The 23198-nt window shown below is 45.0% G+C and carries 19 protein-coding genes; 11 read left to right on the top strand and 8 right to left on the bottom strand.

All coding sequences use genetic code 11. The features are described 5' to 3' along the window. Window positions 1-304: 304 nt before the first annotated feature. Entirely contained in the window at window positions 305-1348 is a 1044-nt protein-coding gene (locus tag AAA946_RS19550) for a YadA C-terminal domain-containing protein (RefSeq protein WP_338166431.1), read from the top strand. Between the two features lie 100 nt (window positions 1349-1448). On the opposite strand, the gene focA is transcribed toward AAA946_RS19550, so the two are convergent. Then, window positions 1449-2897, bottom strand: a complete 1449-nt coding sequence (gene focA, locus AAA946_RS19545) for a formate transporter FocA (RefSeq protein ID WP_338166430.1) — start codon at window positions 2895-2897, stop codon at window positions 1449-1451. 379 nt (window positions 2898-3276) lie between these two features. On the opposite strand from focA, the gene AAA946_RS19540 reads away from it, so the two are divergent. Next, window positions 3277-4182 (top strand): LysR substrate-binding domain-containing protein, encoded by a 906-nt coding sequence (locus AAA946_RS19540; protein ID WP_338166429.1) that lies wholly within the window; start codon window positions 3277-3279, stop codon window positions 4180-4182. Between the two features lie 126 nt (window positions 4183-4308). Beyond that, on the top strand, window positions 4309-4788 hold the full coding sequence (locus tag AAA946_RS19535; RefSeq protein WP_338166428.1) for a DUF1097 domain-containing protein: 480 nt from the start codon (window positions 4309-4311) through the stop codon (window positions 4786-4788). Between the two features lie 57 nt (window positions 4789-4845). On the opposite strand, the gene AAA946_RS19530 is transcribed toward AAA946_RS19535, so the two are convergent. Beyond that, window positions 4846-6501: an ATP-dependent endonuclease gene (locus tag AAA946_RS19530; protein ID WP_338166427.1), complete on the bottom strand. Its 1656-nt coding sequence runs from the start codon at window positions 6499-6501 to the stop codon at window positions 4846-4848. Window positions 6502-6752: 251 nt separating this feature from the next. Here AAA946_RS19530 and AAA946_RS19525 point away from each other — a divergent pair, with 251 nt between their 5' ends. Next, complete coding sequence (locus AAA946_RS19525; protein ID WP_338166426.1) at window positions 6753-8465, top strand: bifunctional metallophosphatase/5'-nucleotidase; 1713 nt, start codon at window positions 6753-6755, stop codon at window positions 8463-8465. Between the two features lie 386 nt (window positions 8466-8851). Next, the gene (locus AAA946_RS19520) at window positions 8852-9424 is read left to right on the top strand and encodes an SOS response-associated peptidase (RefSeq protein ID WP_338166425.1); all 573 of its coding nucleotides are present in this window, start codon (window positions 8852-8854) and stop codon (window positions 9422-9424) included. Window positions 9425-9782: 358 nt separating this feature from the next. Here the strand turns inward: AAA946_RS19520 and AAA946_RS19515 are convergent, their stop codons facing one another. Both AAA946_RS19515 and AAA946_RS19510 read right to left on the bottom strand, forming a co-directional pair. Further along, complete coding sequence (locus AAA946_RS19515; RefSeq protein WP_042495801.1) at window positions 9783-10031, bottom strand: YgjV family protein; 249 nt, start codon at window positions 10029-10031, stop codon at window positions 9783-9785. A 295-nt stretch (window positions 10032-10326) separates the two neighbouring features. Beyond that, window positions 10327-10644, bottom strand: a complete 318-nt coding sequence (locus tag AAA946_RS19510; protein WP_006072802.1) for a DUF496 family protein — start codon at window positions 10642-10644, stop codon at window positions 10327-10329. A gap of 190 nt (window positions 10645-10834) precedes the next feature. On the opposite strand from AAA946_RS19510, the gene AAA946_RS19505 reads away from it, so the two are divergent. The 5 genes from AAA946_RS19505 to luxQ all read left to right on the top strand — a co-directional run bounded on the left by AAA946_RS19505 (window position 10835) and on the right by luxQ (window position 15858). Further along, entirely contained in the window at window positions 10835-11044 is a 210-nt protein-coding gene (locus tag AAA946_RS19505) for a hypothetical protein (RefSeq protein ID WP_338166424.1), read from the top strand. A gap of 43 nt (window positions 11045-11087) precedes the next feature. Next, complete coding sequence (locus AAA946_RS19500) at window positions 11088-11753, top strand: YceH family protein (RefSeq protein WP_338166423.1); 666 nt, start codon at window positions 11088-11090, stop codon at window positions 11751-11753. A gap of 47 nt (window positions 11754-11800) precedes the next feature. Then, the gene (locus tag AAA946_RS19495) at window positions 11801-12094 is read left to right on the top strand and encodes a GIY-YIG nuclease family protein (RefSeq protein WP_338166422.1); all 294 of its coding nucleotides are present in this window, start codon (window positions 11801-11803) and stop codon (window positions 12092-12094) included. A 69-nt stretch (window positions 12095-12163) separates the two neighbouring features. Next, entirely contained in the window at window positions 12164-13267 is a 1104-nt protein-coding gene (locus AAA946_RS19490; protein ID WP_338166421.1) for an autoinducer 2-binding periplasmic protein LuxP, read from the top strand. A 17-nt stretch (window positions 13268-13284) separates the two neighbouring features. Further along, window positions 13285-15858, top strand: a complete 2574-nt coding sequence (gene luxQ / locus AAA946_RS19485) for a quorum-sensing autoinducer 2 sensor kinase/phosphatase LuxQ (protein ID WP_338166420.1) — start codon at window positions 13285-13287, stop codon at window positions 15856-15858. A gap of 55 nt (window positions 15859-15913) precedes the next feature. On the opposite strand, the gene AAA946_RS19480 is transcribed toward luxQ, so the two are convergent. The 3 genes from AAA946_RS19480 to yccS all read right to left on the bottom strand — a co-directional run bounded on the left by AAA946_RS19480 (window position 15914) and on the right by yccS (window position 19902). Then, on the bottom strand, window positions 15914-17173 hold the full coding sequence (locus AAA946_RS19480; protein WP_338166419.1) for a hydroxymethylglutaryl-CoA reductase: 1260 nt from the start codon (window positions 17171-17173) through the stop codon (window positions 15914-15916). A 158-nt stretch (window positions 17174-17331) separates the two neighbouring features. Next, complete coding sequence (locus AAA946_RS19475) at window positions 17332-17493, bottom strand: hypothetical protein (protein ID WP_338166418.1); 162 nt, start codon at window positions 17491-17493, stop codon at window positions 17332-17334. 228 nt (window positions 17494-17721) lie between these two features. Beyond that, the gene (yccS, locus tag AAA946_RS19470; protein WP_338166417.1) at window positions 17722-19902 is read right to left on the bottom strand and encodes a YccS family putative transporter; all 2181 of its coding nucleotides are present in this window, start codon (window positions 19900-19902) and stop codon (window positions 17722-17724) included. A gap of 791 nt (window positions 19903-20693) precedes the next feature. On the opposite strand from yccS, the gene AAA946_RS19465 reads away from it, so the two are divergent. Further along, window positions 20694-21938, top strand: a complete 1245-nt coding sequence (locus AAA946_RS19465) for an MFS transporter (protein ID WP_338166416.1) — start codon at window positions 20694-20696, stop codon at window positions 21936-21938. 79 nt (window positions 21939-22017) lie between these two features. Here the strand turns inward: AAA946_RS19465 and ylqF are convergent, their stop codons facing one another. Then, window positions 22018-22956 carry a ribosome biogenesis GTPase YlqF gene (gene ylqF, locus AAA946_RS19460; RefSeq protein ID WP_042495838.1) on the bottom strand — a complete coding sequence of 313 codons (939 nt, stop codon included), beginning with the start codon at window positions 22954-22956 and terminating at the stop codon, window positions 22018-22020. Window positions 22957-23198: the final 242 nt, after the last annotated feature.

Genomic DNA, 23198 nt, shown 5'->3' with positions numbered 1-23198 from the left:
TCTCAGGGCTTTTTTGTACCTATGGTATTGCCGATTGTCCGTTTACTGACTGTGCCCATTTTCCTCTCTTTTCTAACGCTTTTCTAAGCAATACAAACATTAGTGGGGTACTTGAGAAATCTGATTGTCACTAGGATGCGCACCGTGTTCAGGGCTGAGCACAACATAATTAGTGCCCTCAGTAGTGCTGGGGTAACTAACTAAGCTACCAGTTAACGTTGAGTGACTGACAGCTCAGTGGGCGAAAAGGAAAGTCGCCATAAAGCAGAACTTATATTCCTTATTGATACTGAGATTTCTCAAAATGAAAAAATCATATATTGCGATTGCTATAGCAGCGATTACTTCAACCTCTACTTTTGCTTCAACAGTTAACCATCACGATACCATTGCAATGGATAGTTCTTCTTTCCATGTTGAAAAAAGTGCAGACGGCAACGATTACTTGTTTGTAGACGGAAAACCTATTGGCAAAATCGAAGAATACAATGAAGAACAGGGTAAAGCAGTACTCTCGCCAATGCGAGGAGCAGGTGAAATCAGGCTTTCTACACATAAAAATGGCCATATTGACTATGTATCGTTCGATGGAGATGGTAATCAAGATCGCGGCTCCCTAATCGTAACTGAAAAAAATAAGATCATGGATGAGACCAGTGAAATTATGGACACGATCGATGAGAGCCAAAAGGTCGCAGAGAGAGTTGAAAGCGGTCAGTCAGTGGTTGAGTTTCGCGATGGTCAAGGCAATGTAGTTGAAACGATGGACGCTTCTAACGTTGAACAATATGTAGAAGCGTTCAGTAAGATGTCTGACGAAGACAAGATTGCAGCGCTAAAAGACATTAAACAAGCGGCAGCCAATGGTCAGATTGTTGAGGGGGATACGCCTTCTCCGCGTCCCGAGCCAGAAATCACTCCGGATGATGTTCAAGACTACATCAATACCCGTATTAATGGTGCTGCGAGTCAAGTAGTAGAGATTGGTGCGGAAGCATACTCTGATCTGGATAACAAAATTGCAAGCAACACTGCTCGCATCACTGGCCTAGAAACGGAAATGAAAAAGATGGGCGATAAAATGCTCGACTTGGAAGATCGCATGGACGGTGTCGTTGCAACGTCTCACGCGGTAACGAATGCTCGACCAATGGTTCAAGATGCGGGTGAGTTCGCAATGGGTGTTGGTATTGGTGCTGCGGGGTCGAAACAAGCACTCGCGCTAGGTGGGGCTTATCAATTTAGTCAAAACTGGTCTGCATCGACAACAGTTAACTATGAAACCGCTGGCAAGCGTTCTAAATCACAATTTTCTGCTGGCGCCGGCGTTCACTACCGCTTTAAATAAAAATAATAACAGTTGGCTAGAATAGGATTGCCCCGGTTTTTACACCGGGGCTTTTTTCGGCCAAACGACTTATTTCCTAGCCAAAAATGGGTGTGTTGTCTTACGCTGTTTCAAGTTCGCGCTCAACAACATTCAAGCGTTCGCCATAGATAGGGCGGACAGCTTTCATTACTTCAGCTCTTGATAGAACACCAACCAAGACACCATTTTCCAATACAGGCAACACGTGTGGTTTGTTTACCTTCATCGCTTTAGCACGCTCTTCTAGTGAAAGTGTCGTGAAGCTTGTTGCGATGCCCATTGAACTTACCGGATATAGCTGCTCTTTATCGATGCAAAGAAACTCTGCCACATCGACTAATTTCTCAGACGCATTGATTGCGACAACATCACGACTCATTAGATCAACCACTTTCTGACCTTGCTCTGGAATGTAGTCTTGGCACCAAAGATCAACCATCACATCGTGTACTGAGAAGAACCCAACCAAACGACCTTCAATATCTGTTACAGGGGCACTAGTTAGGTTGTGATCCAAAAGGGTATCGAGTGCGACTGATGTAGGCATTTCTACGCTTAGTGTTACTGGTTGAGTGTTCATGATGTCTTTTACGATGATGTTGTTGTTCATTTGCGTCTCCTTTACTGACGTAAGTTCAGTGGTTTGTGTTATTGCAGTTACGTTTGCTGCTTTTAGTTGTGGTCTGCGGTAGATACTCCAGTTAGCGAGTCCTACTAAAACCGAACCACCAATAATGTTTCCTAGCGTGACTGGTATAAGGTTGTTAGTTAAAAAATGCATGGGTGTTAGGTCGGCAAACTGAGTTTGTGTCGTGCCTGTTGCTGCCCAAAAATCCGCACCGGCAAAGTTTTGAATAACAATGCCTAGTGGCACCATGAACATGTTTGCGACGCAGTGTTCAAAACCGCTGCTGACAAACATGGCGACTGGTAACACCGTCATCGCCGCTTTGGTCATAGCATTGGCACTGCTAAACGTTAGCCAGATAGCTAAGCAAACGAGAAGGTTACAAAGCACGCCGAGCGCGAATGCTTGGACCCAGGTGTGGTGTAGCTTGTGCTGCGCAATATGCAGAGCATTTAAGCCCCATTGACCATTATCCATTTGGTATAAGCCGGCTGCGGAGACGATCAGTAGCAAGAACATTGCGCCGATAAAGTTTCCAACATAGACCTTTCCCCAAATTGATAGCATTTTGCTAAAGCTTATCTGCTTGTTCGCCCATGAAATGCTAGACAGCACTGAGCTAGTAAACAGTTCACCGCCGCATATCACTATGAGGATCAACCCCATACTGAATGCTAAGCCGCCAGCTAACCTGCTTAAGCCCCATCCTGCTTCTTCGCTGCCCGTTGTTACTGTGATGTAGAACAGGAATGCTAATCCGATAAAAGCGCCAGCCATCATGGCGAGGCTCATTGTCATTCCACTGGTTTTCTTTGCTTTACTCAGTGCGAATTTTTCAGCTTCGGCCATCATTTCGAGTGGCGAGAAAAGCAGATTATTGTCGGAGCTAGCTGATGCCATCCCTTACTCCTTAACCTTGTTATTGTGTGATTCGCCCATGTGTTAACTCCTCAGTGATTGCGAGATAAAGGTGCGAGAACATGACCCCTTGCCGTGTTCGAATCTAGATTAAGGGCATTGGTTGCTAGTGGTAAAATTGATAATTTTTAAAATCGAAATCAGAAATATTGATAACTTATCTGCACAAGGTAGAATAAGGCTTGAAGTCCATAACGTACTGTTTTTTGGTGAGAGATTAGCAAACGTTGAGATACGCAATAGGTGAAAAAAACAACACGACTACAGCACCTAATTCTCAACATAAGAGAAACTGATAAAGACAGTTCGGGATTTGCAATCAAACACAGTGTTTTAAGATTGAGTGGTGAAAGGAAAACGGATGCGATATTCATTAAAACAACTTGCCGTTTTTGATGCCGTAGCGGATACGGGGAGTGTGAGTCAGGCTGCGGATAAGCTGGCTTTAACACAGTCAGCAACGAGTATGTCATTGGCACAGTTAGAAAAAATGCTTGGTAGGCCACTGTTTGAAAGGCAGGGTAAACAGATGGCATTGACTCATTGGGGTGTCTGGTTAAGACCTAAAGCTAAGCGATTACTGCAAGATGCACAGCAAATCGAAATGGGGTTCTACGAGCAGCATTTGCTAAGTGGAGAGTTAAAGCTCGGTGCAAGTCAGACGCCAGCGGAGCACTTGGTACCCGATCTTATCAGCGCAATTGATAACGATTTTCCTGAGATGCGAATTTCACTGGGTGTAAAGAGTACCGACTCGGTGATTGAAGGTGTTTTGGACTATAAGTATGACCTAGGCATCATAGAAGGGCGCTGCGACGACAACCGGATTCACCAAGAAGTGTGGTGTCGTGATCACTTGACGGTTGTGGCCGCTGCACATCATCCATTTGCTCGTCGAGAACGTGTAAGTTTGGCTCAGCTTGAGCAGGCACGCTGGGTGTTGCGAGAGCATGGTTCGGGCACTCGAAAAATCTTTGATAGCTCCATTCACCATTTAATTGCTGACTTAGACGTATGGCGCGAATACGAACACGTACCTGTGTTACGAAGCATGGTCGCAAACGGTCAGTACTTGACCTGTTTGCCTTATTTGGATGTGGAACGATTTGTCGAGTCAGGCCAGTTAGTTGCACTTAATGTACCTGAGCTGGAAATGGAGCGTACCTTGTCTTTTATATGGCGTGCCGATATGACAGAAAACCCGCTGGTGGAATGTGTCAAACGAGAGGGGTTGCGTATGATGAAAGGCAAACCATCTGTGTTTTAGCGATCAGAATCACGTTTATAGTGAAATGAAATGTACGTAAATTCATTTGATGTGACTGTGATCGCTTAATTGTGGGGTTATATTCGTTACCTTAGGTTTAAATTGAATAAACCATCGGTTGACGAAATGAGTCCACTAATCGCTATTTCTATTACAACAGGCATTCTTTCAGGTATATGGGGCTGGGCAGCGTTATCATTGGGGCTGCTATCTTGGGCTGGTTTCCTTGGGTGTACCAGTTACTTTGCAGCGCCGAAAGATGGTATTGCAGGACTTGCACAAAGTTTGCTTACCAATATGTCTGGCGTAGTGTGGGCGATGGTGATAATTCATGGCTCATCACTGATCAATTTGGAAATCGCCGGTTATGTAATGACCGCGTTAGTGTCGTTTTTTATGTGCATCCAAGCTAAGCGAACTTGGCTACAGTACATCCCAGGTACATTCATTGGTGCCTGCGCTACATTCGCCGCAGATGGTGCGTGGCAAATAGTCGTTCCGTCATTGATTCTTGGTGGGATTTTTGGATTTACTATGAAAGCGAGCGGTCTTTGGTTGCATAAACAACTCGGCAGTGACACCAAGACAGCGCTTGCGAACGATTAAGCTAGCATAAAAACAGACCAGAAAGCCCCTATCAGAAATTCTGATAGGGGCTTTTTGTTAGGTATTGCCGTTGGCCATGGTAATAACTCTTCGCAGAATCCAACGAATCAAAACAGGAATACTCTCGATACCTTTCTCTTCGCATTCAGCGACGATGGCGAGTGCTAAGTCAGGCTTGGCAAACTTCTTAAGCACTCTTGCGACCACTTTTTTCGGTGGGATAGGGTGGTCATGAGGGATTTTGATAAGATCCCTAAAGAAAATTTCAAATCCGTTTACATACAGATAGTGTTCGATATCTCTGTCTGGTAATTCGGTTAAATGATGTCGCTCATGCTCTCCTTTTAATTGATGGAGTACGGTTGTTGCGTACTTTTTACCTGCGGCATCACCATCGGTGACAACATGCCAATCGATACCGAATGCTTTGGCGACTTTGATTAAGGACTTTAGCCCTGATTGGGCAAATTCGATAATTTGCACCCCTTCGGCTGCTAAGTTGTAGCCACATTGGTTGGCAAGCTCATTGAACAGCCAAACTTCAGTTTCTCCTTCTACTAGTAGCCAGCAGCGTGCGAACAAAGCTCGTGAGCGATGAAAGCGAATATGAAAGCCAACTCGTCTAAGCTCATCCTTTGTAAGGCTATTGGTAGCCAGTGCTTTAGTAATGGTTTTGTCCGATTGTCTCACTAAGCGGCGGATAGATTGTAAAGGCACAGCGCCGAGCAGATCGCTACTGTTGGTCGTCAGTATTTTTTGCATTGGCAACATTTGCAATAAGCTCCAGGCACGAGCTAGGTGCGTGGGGTGCAAACGACCTTCGGGATCTTCAATAATGAGTATGGGTCTCGCGCAACGACGCAATTCATGCGGCCCCTTTGCCTGCAGGTACGCATTTAGGAGGCCAAGCAATAACAAACGAGTTTGATGGTTTTTGGTTTCATCAATGACTTGTGCAAGATTCTGTTCACTGTTAGGGCGAGAGAAAAAGACGCCGTCTCGTTGACCTTTGGTTATTTTTTTTGAGTGACTTTTAAATGAAAAGTAGTGTTCTACGAGCGCTTTCATTGAGGTGAGACTGCTTTTGATCTCCCCTTTATTAACATGACCCGGTATAGCCATAAGCCGTCGAACGGTATTATTGATTCGCTTTTCGGAGCGGGAATTGATGCTATTGCCGTTCCCGTTCCCGTTCCCATTAGCGCTCGCCTCTTGTTGGTACAGTCGACGAGAGTCTCGTAAACGAATCACAGGGTGCAGAGTCATCAGTTCTTGCGCGATTTTTTCTGAATGGTGCAACCTAAGCGGAGCTCCCTCAGGGTCTAAGAAATTATATTTCTGGCTAATATCGTAGCCATCAAGTGTCGCACTGATGCGGTAGTAGAATCGGTTTATACCATTTTCATCTTGAAACCAAATGGGTTTGAGCTTTCGGTAGCGTCCAGAGAGAGTTTCATTGCGCTCGGTGGAGACGAAAGAGAGTACAATTTGCAAATGGCGTGTCTGTGGATGTGATGCGGCATGATCGACATGAAAATCTTTCATTTCGAATGGATAAATTCGTCCATCAGCCGGGAGTGCAACGCTTAACGCATCGAGCAGAGAGGATTTACCCCACGTGTTTTCACCAATCAGTGTCGTGAGGTCGTCCAGTGCAATGGATAGGCGTTTGATTCCGCGAAAGCCGGAAACATCAATTCGCTCTAGCTTCATCCATTTCCCCTAATTAGGTCATACTATCTACTTCAATTATAAGCTGCTTTTTCCAATTGGACTGTAATCAACCTCATAATTGGCCAAGTAATTTCAAGCTGTTATCTGCACTATTGAGTCGTTATCGTGCAGATAATCATGTGATGTCTATCATAAATAGACCCGTACAATCAGTATGTGATTTCATAAAATTCATTGGAATGTCACATAAAGCACGTTACCATCATGAGCAAGATAAAAGAGAAGATGCAATGACAAAAAACAATAAGCCTCTTTCGCTCACCGTAGCGCATATCAACGATACACACTCTTACTTTGACCCCTCGTCACTAGCTTTAAGCGTCAGCCACAATGGGCAACTCTATCAGCCGTACGTCAGTGCTGGGGGCTTTGCGCGAATTGCAGCGCGAGTAAAACAGCTTAAACAATCATACTCTAATGACGGCTTTCTATTTCTGCATGCCGGCGACTGTTTTCAGGGCACACTTTATTTTTCACTTTTTAAAGGTGAAGCCAATGCCGTGATGTTGAACTCACTTGGCATCGATGCGATGGCGCTCGGGAACCATGAGCTGGACATGGGTAATGAGCCCGTCGGAAAATTTGTTCGTGAAATAGACTTTCCGCTTCTTGCAGGCAATTGGAATGTGTCGGCCGAGCGGAGTAAGCAGAAGCAGTACCCACTGAAATCGCATCCAAATTTGATGGATTTTGATACGCAGCGGCAAGTCGCAAATTGGATAGAGAAGTCAGTCGGTGAAGAGCGAGTTGCTATCTTTGGTTTGTCACTAGATAAAATGGCCGACATCGCTAACCCAGATAGTGACACTACTTTTGAGCCATGCATCGCAACAGCACAGGCGACGGTGGATGCGATTCATGCTCGAGGCATTAATAAAATCATATTGCTCAGCCATATGGGCTATGAAGCCGATCTTGAGCTTGCTGACACAGTCACTGGTCTTGGGTTGATTATTGGAGGTCATAGTCATGTGTTACAGGGTGACTTTTCCTCGTTGGGGCTAAAATCTCAGCAACATTATGGTGTTGAGGTTAGTGGTACTTTTGTAGTTCAGGCTGGCCATCACGCAATGACGCTCGGTCATTGCCAGATAGAGTTTGCCGCCAACGGCAAAGTCACCAGCTTTGAAGGGCGAAATGAGTTATTAGTTGGACGTCGTGTATTTATGGATGTTCACGGAGAGCTTCACGCTTGCGTAATCGAGAAAATCAAACAGCAAATTCATGCTCATCCAAACGTGGTCGTGGTAAGAAAAGATCCGGTCGTTAAAGCCTTGCTGGCTGAAAAGTACCAGCCTCAAGTTAAGGCGTTGCAAACGCAGACAATAGCGAGCTTAGACCGCGAGTTGAGGCACGTCAGGTTGCCCGACGAACAGGGCCCAAGTCAACTTGCTCCATTAGTTGCGCATTCATTCTTGTACACCATGCAGTCACTTGGCCATCAAGTGGATTTTGCGATGCACAATGCCGGCGGTGTTCGAAATTCATTGGCAGCGGGCCCCGTTTCTGTTGCCGATGTAGCGGGAAAACTCTTGCCGTTTGCGGTACCGATTGGCGTGTACCGTATTAAAGGGAGCGATATTCCAAAAATTTTAGAGGGAGCGCTCGACAATGCATACAGCAATGGTGTGCAAGGCACGGGCTCAGGTAGCTATCCATATACCTCGCAACTTGAGTTTCAATATGACTCAACTTTACCAAAAGGACAAAGAGTCTCTAATGTGATCGTGGCCGGTGAAGTATTGGATGAACATCGTGTTTACATAGGTACATCAAGTGCTTACACCATGAAAGGGAAAGAGGGCTATGATGCTATTCGAAATATGCTAGACAGTGGCATTGTGACGACCTGGTCAATGGCGGACTGTTTTATCAAGCTGTTATCTGAACAACCTACCTCAGTGCGCTCAACCCCGAGCCAAAATGCGGGTCTGCTTCCATAACAAAGGAATGGTTTTTGCTTTAGTTGAATCAATCTACGTAAAGGTCGTCTGTTACTAATAGGTGACCACCACATTTCATCGGAGGAATTATGTGGGACAAAGATTGGTTTGATACTTTCATTGTGATTGGTTGGGTAGGTGCTTGGTCGTTACTCATATATTTGATCCCAAGCGGTGTAATTTGATCATCAGCGGCGATGGTGCCGCTGGTCAATCAAGAGTTGGGTTGAATACTAGAGGTATGGCCGAGTACAACATCCTCTCGGCCTATCCAGACGCGCAAGCAAAGGCGTTCCGTCCTAAAACTATGGGTGAATGGTAGGAGCGTCAAGAGTAAACAGACGCAATACGCTATAATAGAGCCGAACAAGGAGTTTATTTACTTAATGTGCGGCCGACTTAACATTATCGATGATCCTTTTAGTCACTACGTTTCAGAGCAGCTTGGCTTAGCGTTTTCAACACTGCCAAGAGACGAAGCTTACCCCTCTGAGCAGCTCGACTGTGTCGTCTCGGGTAACGATAATCAGCTATTCCAACTTCCACTATCATGGGGGATCAAACCGCAGTGGAGTAATAAGCTTATCATCAATGCTCAAGCAGAGTCGGTGCGATCCAAAACGACGTTCGCACACGCTTACGCGAATCATCGTGTCATTGTGCCTTGTTCAGGGTGGTTCGAATGGCGTACCCACGACAATGGGGAAAAATCAAAGTTTCTTTTTCAGTCGGTTAATGGTGAACCGCTATATATGGTGGGTATTGGCTATCCTGATACCCACCAGGTTGTCACGTTAACCACAGCACCTTCTCTATCTTATCGTGAATACCATCATAGAATGCCGTTGATTGTGTCGAGTGAGCAAGCCAAGCTTTGGTTATTGCCGATAACAACCGGGTATCCGTCGTTTTTAGACCAAGCCGTTAGTGATGCTTTTTGGAAGGTCAAAGGCTTGTAGGGGAGCTGGCCTGAGCACGATGGTTTGATTGGTTCCATTAATGGTTTTAATCCTACTATCAGCCGGATACACTATGCCTTTACTTAACTGACTGTTTGCTATAGAGAGAAACATGTTTATTTTGATTCGTTTGTTAAAGCTTGCTGTTATATCAGCGGTGTTTTTTACCATTTACGATCTAATCGCATTTGGTGAAATTACTTGGATTAGCCGGTTTTTTGGTTAGTTGAGTGTTTAGGGATTTAGACTAGTTTCTGAAACATGAAGATGTTGCTAAGTGTGGTCTGCCTTTTGCTAATAAAAAAGCCTCGACAGAGTCGAGGCTTTAAAAATGGGGGTTCTGATTGCAATCAGGCGACTAGGCGTTAGATTCAGCGCTCGTCCCACTTTTTTTTTGCATCTGCAACAAGAAGTAGACGTTAACACACGCAATGAAACCATTGGTGATTACAACTGGCATCGAGTCAATCGCTAAGCCGTATGCAGTAAATAGGGCACAGCCTACAAAGTTAAGTACTCTAAGTTTAACAATGTCTTTCATTGTTAATGAGATAGCGACCATGATCGATGCTGCGTAACCAAGTAATTCAACCATACTGAAGTCCATAATTTCCTCCTCAAATATTGCCAGGGGTGCTGGTACCTATTCTTCTCATCATGAGAATGTCGAGGAAGCTCCTTGCCTCGAATGGTGTTACCGTGATTTGCAGACACTATAACAGTCTAAATTCTGTGATGAAACCGTCAATTTTGCATACGGAGAAGGTTAGCGATTACGCAAACGTTTTAGTGGCTGGGAGTCTATAGTTGAGGACTAAAAATGTTGAAACTATCAATAGATTCGCTCGTGAAAATCAAAAAGAGCCTGCAAGGGCAGGCTCTTTAATGTCAGTCGTAAGATATTACTTCTTACCTTGAACCATTTGCTTGTCTTCTTCAGTCAGCTCGCGAATACGACGGCTGATGTCACGACGAGCTTTTGAAATCTCTGCGCTCTTGATGATGTGGTCATCAACACGGTCTTCGTAGTCTGCTTTCATGTTTTTGATGATGGTAACAATTTCATCATGCGTCATTTCTGGCTTGATGTAGTCCATCAAGTTTTCTAGAAGGTCGACACGCTTACGGTTGTCGCGAACCTTCTTTTCGTTGTCTAGCAGTTCACGCTTCAGTTTGTTCTTGCGGCGCGCTTGCGCAACGATTTCAAATACGCTACTCATAATCCTTTCCTAATTCGTGTGTGGTATCTGGTTTGATTAAAACACAACAAACTGATTGATAACAGACCTTAGATCAATACTCACGGGCTATTGCTTAGTTTGTCGCCACTCAGTCGAAGAAACAATTGAGTTGCAGTAAGGAATAGCGCTATGATTTCAAAACAGCAAGGTTTTAAACACAAAGTAATTCATGTCACTGTTATCTCAGACTTCAATCGACCCAAACAACGACATTGTCATCCCAGATGATAAGCCGTCACCGAAACAAAAGCTTAAAGGGGCGTACATCTGTGAACGTCGCAAGTTGGAGGTGGTTGAAGTCGAACTCAATCGAAGTAAAGTCGTCATGATCGACCAGGCTGGTAAGTTTATACGAGTACCGTTTTTGTCGGAGCACTAAACTCGCTTTGTGACACTGTAGCGGACTAGAAAGGAATACAATAATGAACATAGAATTGTCCCCAGTTGAGGCGCGCGTCATTGGCTGCCTTATCGAAAAAGAGATTACGACTCCCGATCAATACCCGTTGACGCTAAACAGCTTAACAACCGCGTGTAATCAGAAGAGTAACCGCGAGCCGGTTATGAGTCTTGGTGATGCGGAGGTTCAGGATGCGGCAACCGCTTTGATAAATCGCCGATTATTGAGTGATGAGAGTAGCTTCAACAGTCGAGTGTCAAAGTTTCAGCATCGTTTTTGTAACACCGAATTTGGCGATCTAAAACTCAACGAGCAAGAGAAAGGTATCGTGTGTTGTTTGCTACTCCGTGGAGCGCAAACACCAGGGGAGATCCGTACTCGAACTAACCGACTTTGCGCATTCACTGACGTGAAAGAGGTGGAAGCGGTACTGGATGCGATGGCAACCCGCGAAAGTGGAGCTTTAGTCGTTAAGCTACCGCGTGAAGCAGGTAAGCGTGAGTCGCGATATATGCATTTGTTTAGTGGTGAAGTCGATATTGAACAGCTTGTCCAAGAAGCTTCAACAGGCACTAGTCCTGTAGCGTCATCAGCAGGACAAGCTCGTATTGAAGCGCTTGAAAGTGAAGTTGAATCTCTTAAGCAAGAGCTCTTGGAGCTCAAAGCACTGGTTAACTCACTACTCTAGGTTTGTAAGGCGGTGAAAGCCGCCTTTTTAATTGGGAAAATTTGACGATGGCCGACACTTCTATCGCGAGTGGCTGGTATGTGTACTTGATCCGCACGGCTGAAAACAAACTTTATTGCGGTGTGACTAACGATTTAGAGCGTCGTTTTAAACAACACCAAACGGGTAAAGGCGCAAAAGCGTTACGAGGTCGAGGCCCATTAAAGTTGGTGTGGAGTCAACCCCAGCAGAGTAAAAGTGAAGCGCTGAAAACAGAAATTGCAATCAAGAAGCTGGATAAAAAACGTAAAGAGCGGTTAGTGGCCACAGGTGAAGAATTTGTCATTACCACACGTGTTTAATATCGAAAACTGGCTCTATTGAAATTCATTGTATACACTTGTTCTTAAACACAAAAATATACAGTGCAGATGCCTAAATTTCATACTTTGCTCATCGTAATACTATTTGCAGCGCCTTCATTCACAACCTCTGCAAATACCATCCTGTCTGATTATTGGAATTATCAACAGTTTCTTAAAACGCACCCAGAACAAAAGCAGCGAGCAGAACAATTGCAGCAAGCCGTTTTGGGTGGGCCCGTTCCTCTTGCTGTAAAGCAAAGTGAGCCCGTAACCATTTCCGTGGTTTATCCAGGACAACAAGTGTCCGACTACTGGGTAAGAAACATTAAGGCATTTGAACGAAGGTTAGAAGAACTCGGCGTAGTGTATGAACTAAACCAAGTTTTCACTCGACCTAATGAAGACTATCGTCAACAAAGCGTCTCACTCATGGAGGCGGTAAAAAACAATTCTGGATATCTGATTTTTACCTTAGACACCACCAGACACCGTAAATTTATAGAACATGTTTTGCACGCCACGGATATTAAATTGATCCTGCAGAACATTACGACCCCGGTAAAAGGTTGGGCGGAGAACCCGCCATTTATGTATGTTGGTTTCGATCATGTAAAAGGCAGTTTGTTACTCGCTGATTACTTCAAACAACGCTTTGGTGGAGCTCAAACGGATTACTCGGTACTGTATTTTTCCGAAGGTTATGTTAGTGACGCGCGGGGAGGAACTTTTATTGAGCAGATGGATGCTGAGAAGAGCTTTAATCTGACGACTTCCTATTACACTAAAGCCAATCGTGAAAGTGGCCGTGAAGCTGCGCTCAACGCCTTGGCACAGTTCCCAGATGTAGACTTTATTTACGCTTGTGCGACGGACGTAGCTTTAGGGGCGACGGATGCGCTGCGTGAGCTGGGTAAACAGCAAGTGGTAGTAAATGGCTGGGGCGGTGGTTCTGCCGAGTTGGACGCCATTCAACGTGGCGATCTCGATGTGACTGTGATGCGAATGAATGATGATACAGGCGTGGCCATGGCAGAGGCGATTAAATGGGATTTGGAACAAAAACCGGTACCACAGGTGTACTCAGGCAGCTTCGAGCTGGTCACTAGTGAAGATAGCACTCAACGTATTAATGAATTGAAAGCCAAAGCGTTTCGCTATTCTGACCAATAGTAGCGTGTGAAGAATTTATGCCATTAACGGATTTTAATAATCGTAAAACTCTTGCTACTTTAATCACCCGGACCGTGATTACGGTCGTGGGCGTGTTTACTTTCGCCATGTTATTGCAAAGTTGGCAGTTGAGCCGTGATATTGTTCGGGAAGAGGTTCAAAAAAGTGCTAGGCAAACTAGTACATTGGTCGTGAACTTTTTCAACTATCGCCTCGCGTCATTGCAAATATTGCAAGATAGCAACGCGAAGAGTGATGCGGTAGAGAGCTTTTTTCAAACACAGGATGCACGTTTACTCGATTACTTCTTTTTACGCGAAGACAATCTTCAACCTTCTCACGCGCCTGATTTTCGCTTTATCACCCGCAGCGAAGGGGTTGTCTGGGATGATGGAAACGCACTGTTTTATGGGCTAGATCGCAGCAGTCTCACGACCTTAAATGTCGTGGCAGGTAAAAGTAACAGCTGGAAAACAGTTGAGACGGACTCTCTGCTTGGCGAGCGGCACGTATTGCTACGTCGAACACCCATCGTGGATCGCTCGTCCGGTGAAGTGCTCGGTCAACTGTATGTAGGGGTGATCCTTGATGACAATGCTGGGCTGCTGACAAGCCTTTTACGCGGCAGCAACAGTGATGATGTCATTCTTAGTTTTGGTGATAAGGTCATCGCTTCCTCGATATCATCCGATGATAGTTATACTCAAGAATTTGTGGTCTCTGTTATTGAGAGTGGAGAAGCTGACTTAAACAAGATACTAGTGACCGAAACGCCATTGTTGGTTGGTACTCAGGTATCAAACTTGACGGTGTATTCGATTCAGCGAAACCCTGGTGTACTTGCCCTTCGAAATAGTTATCTATTCTGGATTTTTCTCTCGCTTGTAGTGATTACGATTACTTCGATGATTACTAGGCGCTGGCTAAATCGACGAGTCACAACGGAATTGGCGAAATTGATGGTGTATACTCGAATTGCAGGTAATACGCACAAATTTGAGCACTTTTCCGGCTCGACGATCCATGAATTCAACCATATCGGAAAAACCCTCAGCAATACATTCGAACGCCTTTCCGAACAAGAAAAGCTGTTTCAGGACTTATTTAATTTCTCTTTGTCCCCGATTATCGTTTGGACGGAGAATTCGACTATTCTGCAGATAAATCCAGCCGCGCGTAAAGCCCTCGGATTAGAGCGCAATGCAGATAGCAGCGACTCACTGTCATTCCGTCAATTCGTTGAGGAAATGAAATTGCAGGTTGATAAAGCGAATCATGGCGTCACCATCACGGGGATCGATGTGCCTATTGATGACATGGTTTACCGCTGGAACTTATCGTCGATACAAACCCGTAAAGACAAGAAGCTTGTACTGTCGCAAGGTTTGGATATTACTAAGTTGGTTGAAGCAGAAAAGCAAAGCGCCAAGGCGAGGCAAGAAGCAGAGCTTGCTGCAGTGGCGAGAACGGAGTTTTTGGCCAAAATGAGCCATGAAATACGAACACCACTCAATGGTATCCTGGGGATTTCACAACTGCTCAAGAAAGAAGCCAAACAGACGCGATATCAAGAGCAAATTGATGTGCTGTGTAATAGCGGTGAACATTTGCTAGCGGTGCTCAATGACATTCTTGATTTCTCAAAAATTGAAAATGGCAGCTTTAAACTTGAAAAACATAGATTCAGTTTTAAAGAGATAGTGACCGCGCTGGATGGTATTTATCGTCCGTTGTGTGATGACAAATCTATCGACTTAAAAATTGATAACCGACTGCCAGCTGAGACGGTGTTGTTTACCGATCAAGTTCGTTTGAATCAAATACTGTTCAACTTACTCAGCAATGCAATTAAGTTTACCCATGTCGGCCACGTGAAGGTCTCTTTTTCTTTGTCTCGCCATCATTCTGAGCAAACTTCTCAGTTATCCATCGAAGTTGAGGATACGGGTATTGGCATTCGCCAAGATCAGCTTGAACAAATCTTTGATCCCTTTGTGCAATCTGAGTCGACGTTGACCCGAGAATATGGTGGGAGCGGTTTAGGGCTAGCGATTGTTAGAAACCTGATCTCCATACTTGATGGGGATATTGCGTTGACGAGTGAAGTGGGCGTTGGCACTCAATTTAAGTTGACCTTGCCGATTGAGGTCGTCGAGGAGGTATCTTCTGTCGATGTCGAAGAGGCGGAGATTGACTTCAACCTGTTTGACCGTGAAGTGATGGTGCTGTTGGTTGAAGACAATCATACCAACGCATTTATTGCTAAAGCCTTTTGTGAGAAGTACGGAATGCATGTTGTGTGGGCAAAGGATGGTCAGGAAGCGCTAAATTGCATTGACAGTGCGCCGTTCGACTTAGTGTTAATGGATAACCAGCTTCCAAGTGTATCGGGCATAGAGATCACCAAGCAAATTCGTCAGGAGTTTAACAAGACTTTACCTATTTACGCTTGCACAGCAGATAATCAGACCTCCACACGTCAAGCGTTCTTCGCGGCTGGCGCAGATTTTGTTATTGTAAAGCCAATAAAAGAGAAAACGCTTAACGAAGCCCTACGTCATTTCAAGCAATTTCATTACTTAGCGGCGTAATAGCATGAGACGAAAAACAAAAAAGGATGCTTGCGCATCCTTTTTTGTTCATCATTTATCTTGCTAACTTATGATGGGCACGAGAAAAATGTCCCGCGCAAAATGCGCCGACAATCGACAGCTCACCAGCGAGACATAGCGACGCCGCCACCTCCGCTAGGGCTTGAGAATGTCCCGAACCGTGAAGGCCAAGTAAATCTAGACAAGCTTTTTGGCTTGGTAATCCGGTACCACCGCCGACCGTTCCGACCATTAAGTTAGGTAGTGTAACGCTGGCATAGAGTTCACCTTTTTCAGTAACTTCCATGCGAGTCATGCCGATAGCCGACTCTGCTACGCAAGCGGCATCTTGACCACAGGCAATGTACAGTGCCGCAAGCGCGTTGGCATAGTGAGCATTAATACCAATGGTTCCGCTGAGTGCACCGCCGACAGTTGTCATTTGGCCAAATTGCGCCATTTTCTTTGGTGTGGTGTGCAAGAATTTTTCAACAAGATCCGCTGGGATGGTCACTTCAGCAGTGACTTTTTTGCCACGCACACTGCGTAAGGTCTGTGAGTTCGCTTTTTTATCGCCAGACAGGTTACCGTCCAGAAATGCATAGTCGGGCTCGATAGGCGTGTTAGTTAGAATGTAGTCAAACACCACGTTTGTGGCGATCGTCACCATATTCTGACCTGACGCATCTCCTGTTAAATATTCAAACACCAAGTAGACGTGATTACCTTCGATGTTGACGCTTACGTCACTGAGTTTACCGTGGGAAGTGGTCGACTCGGCCAATGTTTTAAAGTGATCGAACTGGGTCACCAACCACGCCACAAATTGACCAGCCTCAATGAGTGACTTAAATGCAAAGCCAGGCGTTCGAGTGACCCCTTCATTGAGTAGCATCGCGCTAGCTCCACCACAGGCTGTAATTAGGTTGGCACCACGGTTGTATGATGCAACTAGAGCGGCTTCGGTAGTGGCAAGCGGAATTTGGTAATCCCCTTGGGCGAACAGACCATTCACTCTGAGCGGGCCGGCAGTGCCGATGGGCATTTTTAAAGTACCGACAAAAAACTCAATGTTTTTTTCGTAGGCTTCCATTTGCGATTCAGTGTGGGCATCGAGAAGCTGAGCTTGTGCGCTCGGATTTTTGAGAGTTTTCCAACGGTAGTCGACGTTGCGCTGGGTAAGGTAGGGACTACGATTCACTCGCTTTGCTGGTGAGTCAAACTTAGGAGTGAGTTTCTGCTCGAACTCAGACATTGCGAGCTCGTCACCTAAGTTATTTAGGTAGTTACGCTTGTGAAGATTTACTTTTGGCATGTCGATGTTTGTCAATCAATTTGAACGGGGATTCTACCCACATAGTTCAGAGATACAAGCCATGGCCGAAAACTTCTGTGACATCATATTACAGACGTACGCATGTTGAACCGACAACTGTTAGGGTAAGACATAGTTGTGCGCGGGAGGTTGGCAGATTAACGAAACAGTTGTGAAAGTGCCGCTAACTCTTCTTCGCTCAATAAATTATCAGAGCTTGGCTGTAGCTGTGAGCTGATTTCGCCTTGCAGTGCTTTGAGCTGCTGTGGCGATAGCTGCTTTAGCTGTTCTTTCAGTTTTTCAAATTGCTGTGTTGGCATAGTAACACCCGTTATGACGCAGTTTGGTTGATCGTGGTTGTCTCGTGTACACAAGCGGTTGAGTTCCTTTCGATCATCAATGATGAGTCGCTATATTGAGTATTCTATAAATTCAGTTTGTGAATTTTGTCCGAGAAATGTAAGAGGGCGTCAATAGGTTGGTTAACTAAGTCATGCTAATGCAAAGTCTGCATTAGCATGACGGTTATTGAGTGTAAGCGGTTGGGGTTAATCTTCCTGTTTTAATTGGGCTTTTTCAAGCTCAGCTGGTTTTAGGTGGCTTGATAGGCTTTGTAGCTCTGGTAGCATTCGATAAATTAGGTGCAGCTGTTGAAGTACCATACGTGCTGAACGGTCATCCTCGTCTCGCCATTCAGACAGGCGTCGATGGATATCAAACTGGTCTACGGTGGTGTGTGTGGCATCACTGATTGTGCCCGACAGGTTAGCTTCAATTATTTCAATATGGCGATTGATACTTCGATGCGCCTCAAGAACGAGCAAGTGGATGGACTCGTCATCCAGTCGTTGACGGTGCGCCCCCAGAGCTGAGATGTAACTAAGAAGCGCATGATTGAGCGTTAAAAAGCGAAAGCACTCATCGGTATCCAGTTGATAACGATCCGGTTCAGCCAGCATGTTAGAGATGGCCTTGGATAGGTTCGCATCCGCATTATGGGCGTCGCGTCTCGCGATTCTGTAGCTTAGGTCATCTTTCTTACCGACTCGATATTGGCCAATGATTTGTAGCAAATACAGGCGATTGGTTTTTAATGCTGAAACCATGATTTTCGATAAACGTTTGGATTCCCAATCCGGAAGAATGAAGTACACAGCACAAACGGCCAGTGCACAGCCAATGAGCGTATCCATTAAACGTGGTAGCACTACCGCGTAACCTTCACCAAGTTGATCGAAACAAAGCAGAACTAAGACGGTGATAAACCCTGTTGCATAGCCGTAATTGTTGAGTCGAAACGCAAAGAACATGACGCCAGAAATGACCAAAAGCACCAGCTGACTCTCTGTGGATGGAAATAGGGTAAGCAAAGGCACCCCAACCAGAAGGCCAACGACTGTACCTGCAATTCGTGCGGTGAGTTTTTGACGTGTTGCGCTGTAGTTTGGCTGACAAACAAACAATGTGGTTAGCAGGATCCAGTACCCACGTTCGAGTTCGAAAAACTGAATGATCCCGTAGCCCAAAGTCAATGCACAAGACAGGCGGATCGCATGGCGAAGCAATAAAGAATCTAACGTTAAGCTGGATTTTACTCTGCGCCACATGGCGAGTGGTGTGTGAGCGTTGGTATCGTCAAGCACGTTGTCATCTTGGTTGACTATGTCAGGGTTACTAACATTGCTGAGCAGTTTCTCAACCGTTGCTAGGTTATTAAATAGGTAGTGGATCTGTACCAATAATGGCTTCCACTCTGGACGGTTTTGCGTTTCCAAGTATTCGATAGAGTCTTGAAGCTCAACTAGTGCGTTAAGTGAATCATTACTGTGAGAATACTTGTTACCGAGTTTCAGAGCGTGCGCGATGTTCTTACAGGCGATGGATTGCATTTCGAGTAAATGCTTAAAGCGAAACAGCACATCCGAATGTGAAAAGGAGGTCGCTAGCTCTTGATAGCGGTAGTGACTGGAGCTCACTCGCTCATGGATATCTTGAGCGATAAAGTAAACTTGTAAAAAGCGATCACTTGGCCCGTCAACATGGCCGCGTTTCGAGCGATTAAGCAGCGTCGTTTTACACTCATTAAGCGCATATACGGTACAAGCATTCAGACTGGCTTCTTTGAGTCGATGCGGCTGAGGGATGAGGTTTCGTGTGGGATGAAACAGATTTCGCTTCGCGTCCAAATACAAGCTCAGCTCATTAAACACGTTCGAGAGGCTTTGTTGCACTGGTTGTAATGGCCATAGACTGTTCCAAACCAATGAAACAAGGTAATACCAAGAAGCACCGCCTAACAGCAGTGTAGGTTGCGTCCATAAATCACTGCTCTCACTTGCTCCTAACATGGTGTAGATAGCCACTAACAAAGAGCCAAAAGCAATGCTGGTATATCTCGGACCGATTGCACCCAAAAGTACAAAACCTAAGGTCGAAACAAACAGACCCGCAGCAAAAAGCCAGGGTGTATTAAATAATAGTTCGATTGAAAATGAGGCAATGGCAAAACAGATCATCGTGATGATGAGCGCTTTCAGTCTGCCAGTGAAGCTGTCGTCACTTTCTGCTAGTGCAGCCGCAATGACACCAAGAATTAACGGAGTAACCCAAGTTTGCTGCTCCAAATACCAAGCGGGAATGACCACGCCGAGCAGCGCAAACAGCATCAGAACGCTGTAATTAAATGTTTTGTTGGCCCATAGAAGGCGAAGTTGACCAAGAATGCTCACAATTGACACAGTGTAAGTGATAAGAAGCGTTATCTTAACAGAAACTTAGGGATAGTGGTGAGGCTAGCTGAGCTGATTTATGTGAATGAGTCTGACTGCAATGACTCTGTATATAATTCTGTGTAACTGACAGGTTGCCCTAAATTGGTTCTGCCCCTTTTCGTGTTTCACACCATCCTCAAAAAATCACTGTCATCCCCTTGAAAAAGGGGATCTCATTCAGCGCGTCGTGAAGCTGACTTACGTGATTTAGTCGAAGATTTTCAGTTACCTACATGCGGTAGGAGATCCTCACTTTCGTGAGGATGACGGCTATATGGGTATGTTAGAAATGAAGGGATGTAGAGCATTTCTGCCCCATTTGGTGCTTCAAGCCATACCAAAAATCACCGTCATCCCCTTGAAAAAGGGGATCTCATTTAGCGCGTTGAAAAGTTGAATTACGTGACTTAATCGAATATTTTCAGTTGCCTACACGTGGTGGGAGAACCTCACTTTCGTGAGGATGACGGCTACATGGGGCATGTTAAAAACGAGCGGACGTAGACTATTTCTGTCCAATGCTAAGCTACGATGCGACTAGAACGCATGTTCGATCTAGTCGTGACTAACCAGCGGATGTGTAAGCTCGAGTTTGAGTTACTAACGTTGATATTTTGGGTAAGTCGTGAAGATGTGAACCGCGTTATGAAAGTTAAATGCCATTTCAACGGTTGTAAATATCACGCAATAGGATGTTGCGCTATATGCATGCAGTTGATTTAATAGTCCGCTAGGCATTTCAAAGGACTTTGACTATAAAATTATTTTCTTCTCTTTCAATATATAGAAACTTACCATCGAGTATCTATGCTCTTGCGGCAGCGCGAGTCATATTAGGGATGGGCAACTTTATTATCCCTTTTCTTGTATTACTACTAACAGAAAAGCTGGGTTACTCTGTGACGCATGCAGGCTTAATAGCCATGTTTGTAAGCGCTACTTACTTTATCGGTGGTTTTGTCGGAGGAAAGTTCTCTGATTTGTTGGGTCACAAGCGAATCATTGTCGTTGGAGAGTTGTTCGGAGCGGGGCTTCTTATCCTCTGCGGTTTCTTTCCAGAGCAACCGACTGTAGTGCCAGCACTACTCTTCAGTGCTTACTTCTGTATGGGCATCGCATCTCCTGCGAGTAATGCTCTAGTAGCAGATTTGTCGATACCAAAGAATCGTGATGCTGTTATGTCGCTAAGTTATTTGGCTTACAATTTAGGGTCTGCGGTTGGGCCTGTCATTGCTGGTTACTTGTTTTGGTCAAATACAGAGTGGGTATTTTGGGGCAATGGTTTGGCCGCTTTGGTCGGTGTCATCATAATCAACTCATTTGTTAGTAACGAGCAGTCTGCGCAGCCAGATTGCGGTGATTTAGAGCGTGAATTCGAAGGGTCGGTATGGAAGGTATTATATGAGCGACCTAGACTGGTTGTTTTTACGTTACTTTGCGGCGCTCTTTGGTTCGTATTGCACCAAATGACGATGGTAAGTCCGCTCTATCTGAGTGAATTATTCGAACAACAAGGTGCTGTAATCTTTGGTCAGTTGATGACTTACGCTTGTATCGTCGTCGTTGTTATAACCCCGATACTGATGAAGCTTACAACGAATAAAACGGAAATGATTGCCATGGCTTATGCCGGATTGCTGTTTGCGGTTGGTTACGGTCTCATTTTGGCACTACCTACAGTACCAATCCATTTCTTTGCTTGGTTCTTTCTTGCTGCAGGTGAGGTTTTGCTTCTAACAAAAGAGGGGGTTTACTTAGCGAATAACTCTCCGAGCAGTCATCGCGGCAGAATCCAGGGTGTGTTGATTTCACTTAGGAGTATTTTGGTGATGCCTAGTTTTGTTATCGTTGGTTATATGATTGACAGCTATGGTTACAGTTCCACATGGAGTGTCGTTATTCTTTGTGCAGTTTTTGCCTCGATAGGCTTTTACAGCATGGAAAAATTCCGTAAAGCACCGAACACTCTTGAGGCTGACACTACTAATTGTTGATGTAAAAATGCCAAAGCTTCTTACTTTGAAGCTTTGGCATAAGATTTTAGCTGAGTTGTAGCTAAGCTTTAGCTAAGCTTTAGCGCTTGTTTTTCAAGTAACGTTTACGGCGTTCTTCTTTTTTCTTCGCTTTCTCTTCGGCTTTACGTGCGGCTTCAAGCTCCACTTCCACCAGCTCTTTGGTGATCATTTCTGGTAGCTCAAGTGTGAGTTGGCCTAAGGTACCGTTACGAAGTTCATGAAGTAGAATCTCAGAGGCTTTGTGTAGGTTTACACGACCACCAGATTGCAGGGCGCCACGTTTGCGGCCAATAAGCTCCATGATTTCTAGATCAGACTCAGGAAGCTCCTCGTCGATTTGATAGCGTTCTTTTAGACGCTCAGGATAGACCTCAGCAAGGTATTCAACCGTGTAAAACGCCACTTCATCATACTCAATCGCGGTGTCCTTAACTGCTCCAGTTGCAGCCAAGCGGAAACCACTGTGCGGATTTTCTACTTTAGGCCATAGGATCCCTGGAGTGTCAGACAGTACGATGCCGTTTTGTAGGTTAATTCGCTGTTGGCGACGTGTGACCGCTGGTTGGTTTCCAGTTACGGCAATAGTACGGCCAGCAAGTGTATTGATGATGGTTGACTTGCCAACGTTTGGGATACCCATAATCATGGTACGAATGTTCTTACCGATCTCTTCACGGTGAGGAGCAAGTTTACGACACAACTCTAGAATTTTATTCACTTCTTGCGGGTTTGAAGTGGTGATAGCCATCGCTTTTACACCTTGCTCTTTTTCTAGGTGAGCAATCCACAGTTCCGTTTTTTCTGGGTCAGCAAGATCTCGTTTGTTGAGTACTTTTACCACGGGCTTATCACCACGAAGTTCAGAGATCATTGGGTTTTCACTACTAAATGGGATACGAGCATCAAGAACTTCGATAATGACATCTACTTGCGGGATGACTTCTTCGATCTCTTTGCGAGCCTTGTGCATGTGGCCTGGAAACCATTGGATAGACATGTATGAAAACCTTTAACTTTGAAATTTGTGCACATTGTAGGAGCTTGGTGCAGATAGTAAAGCCTATCAAGCATTTAATCGTGCTTCTAGACCAGTTTTTGCACGCAACAGTGGTGCGGTAATGTACGGTGGTTAAATTAATTTTATCGTTACGATAAAATTAATTGCCTAAAAAACAATGAGTTAAAGTCGATATAATGCGCGGAATCCATATCACGTTAGGCGCTTTGCCTAGATATGGT

The organism is Vibrio sp. 10N, from assembly GCF_036245475.1.
In the GTDB taxonomy this organism is placed as follows: Bacteria; Pseudomonadota; Gammaproteobacteria; order Enterobacterales; family Vibrionaceae; genus Vibrio.
The sequence above is the reverse complement of the archived record's forward strand: the minus strand, read 5'-3'. Positions and strand labels throughout refer to the sequence as shown.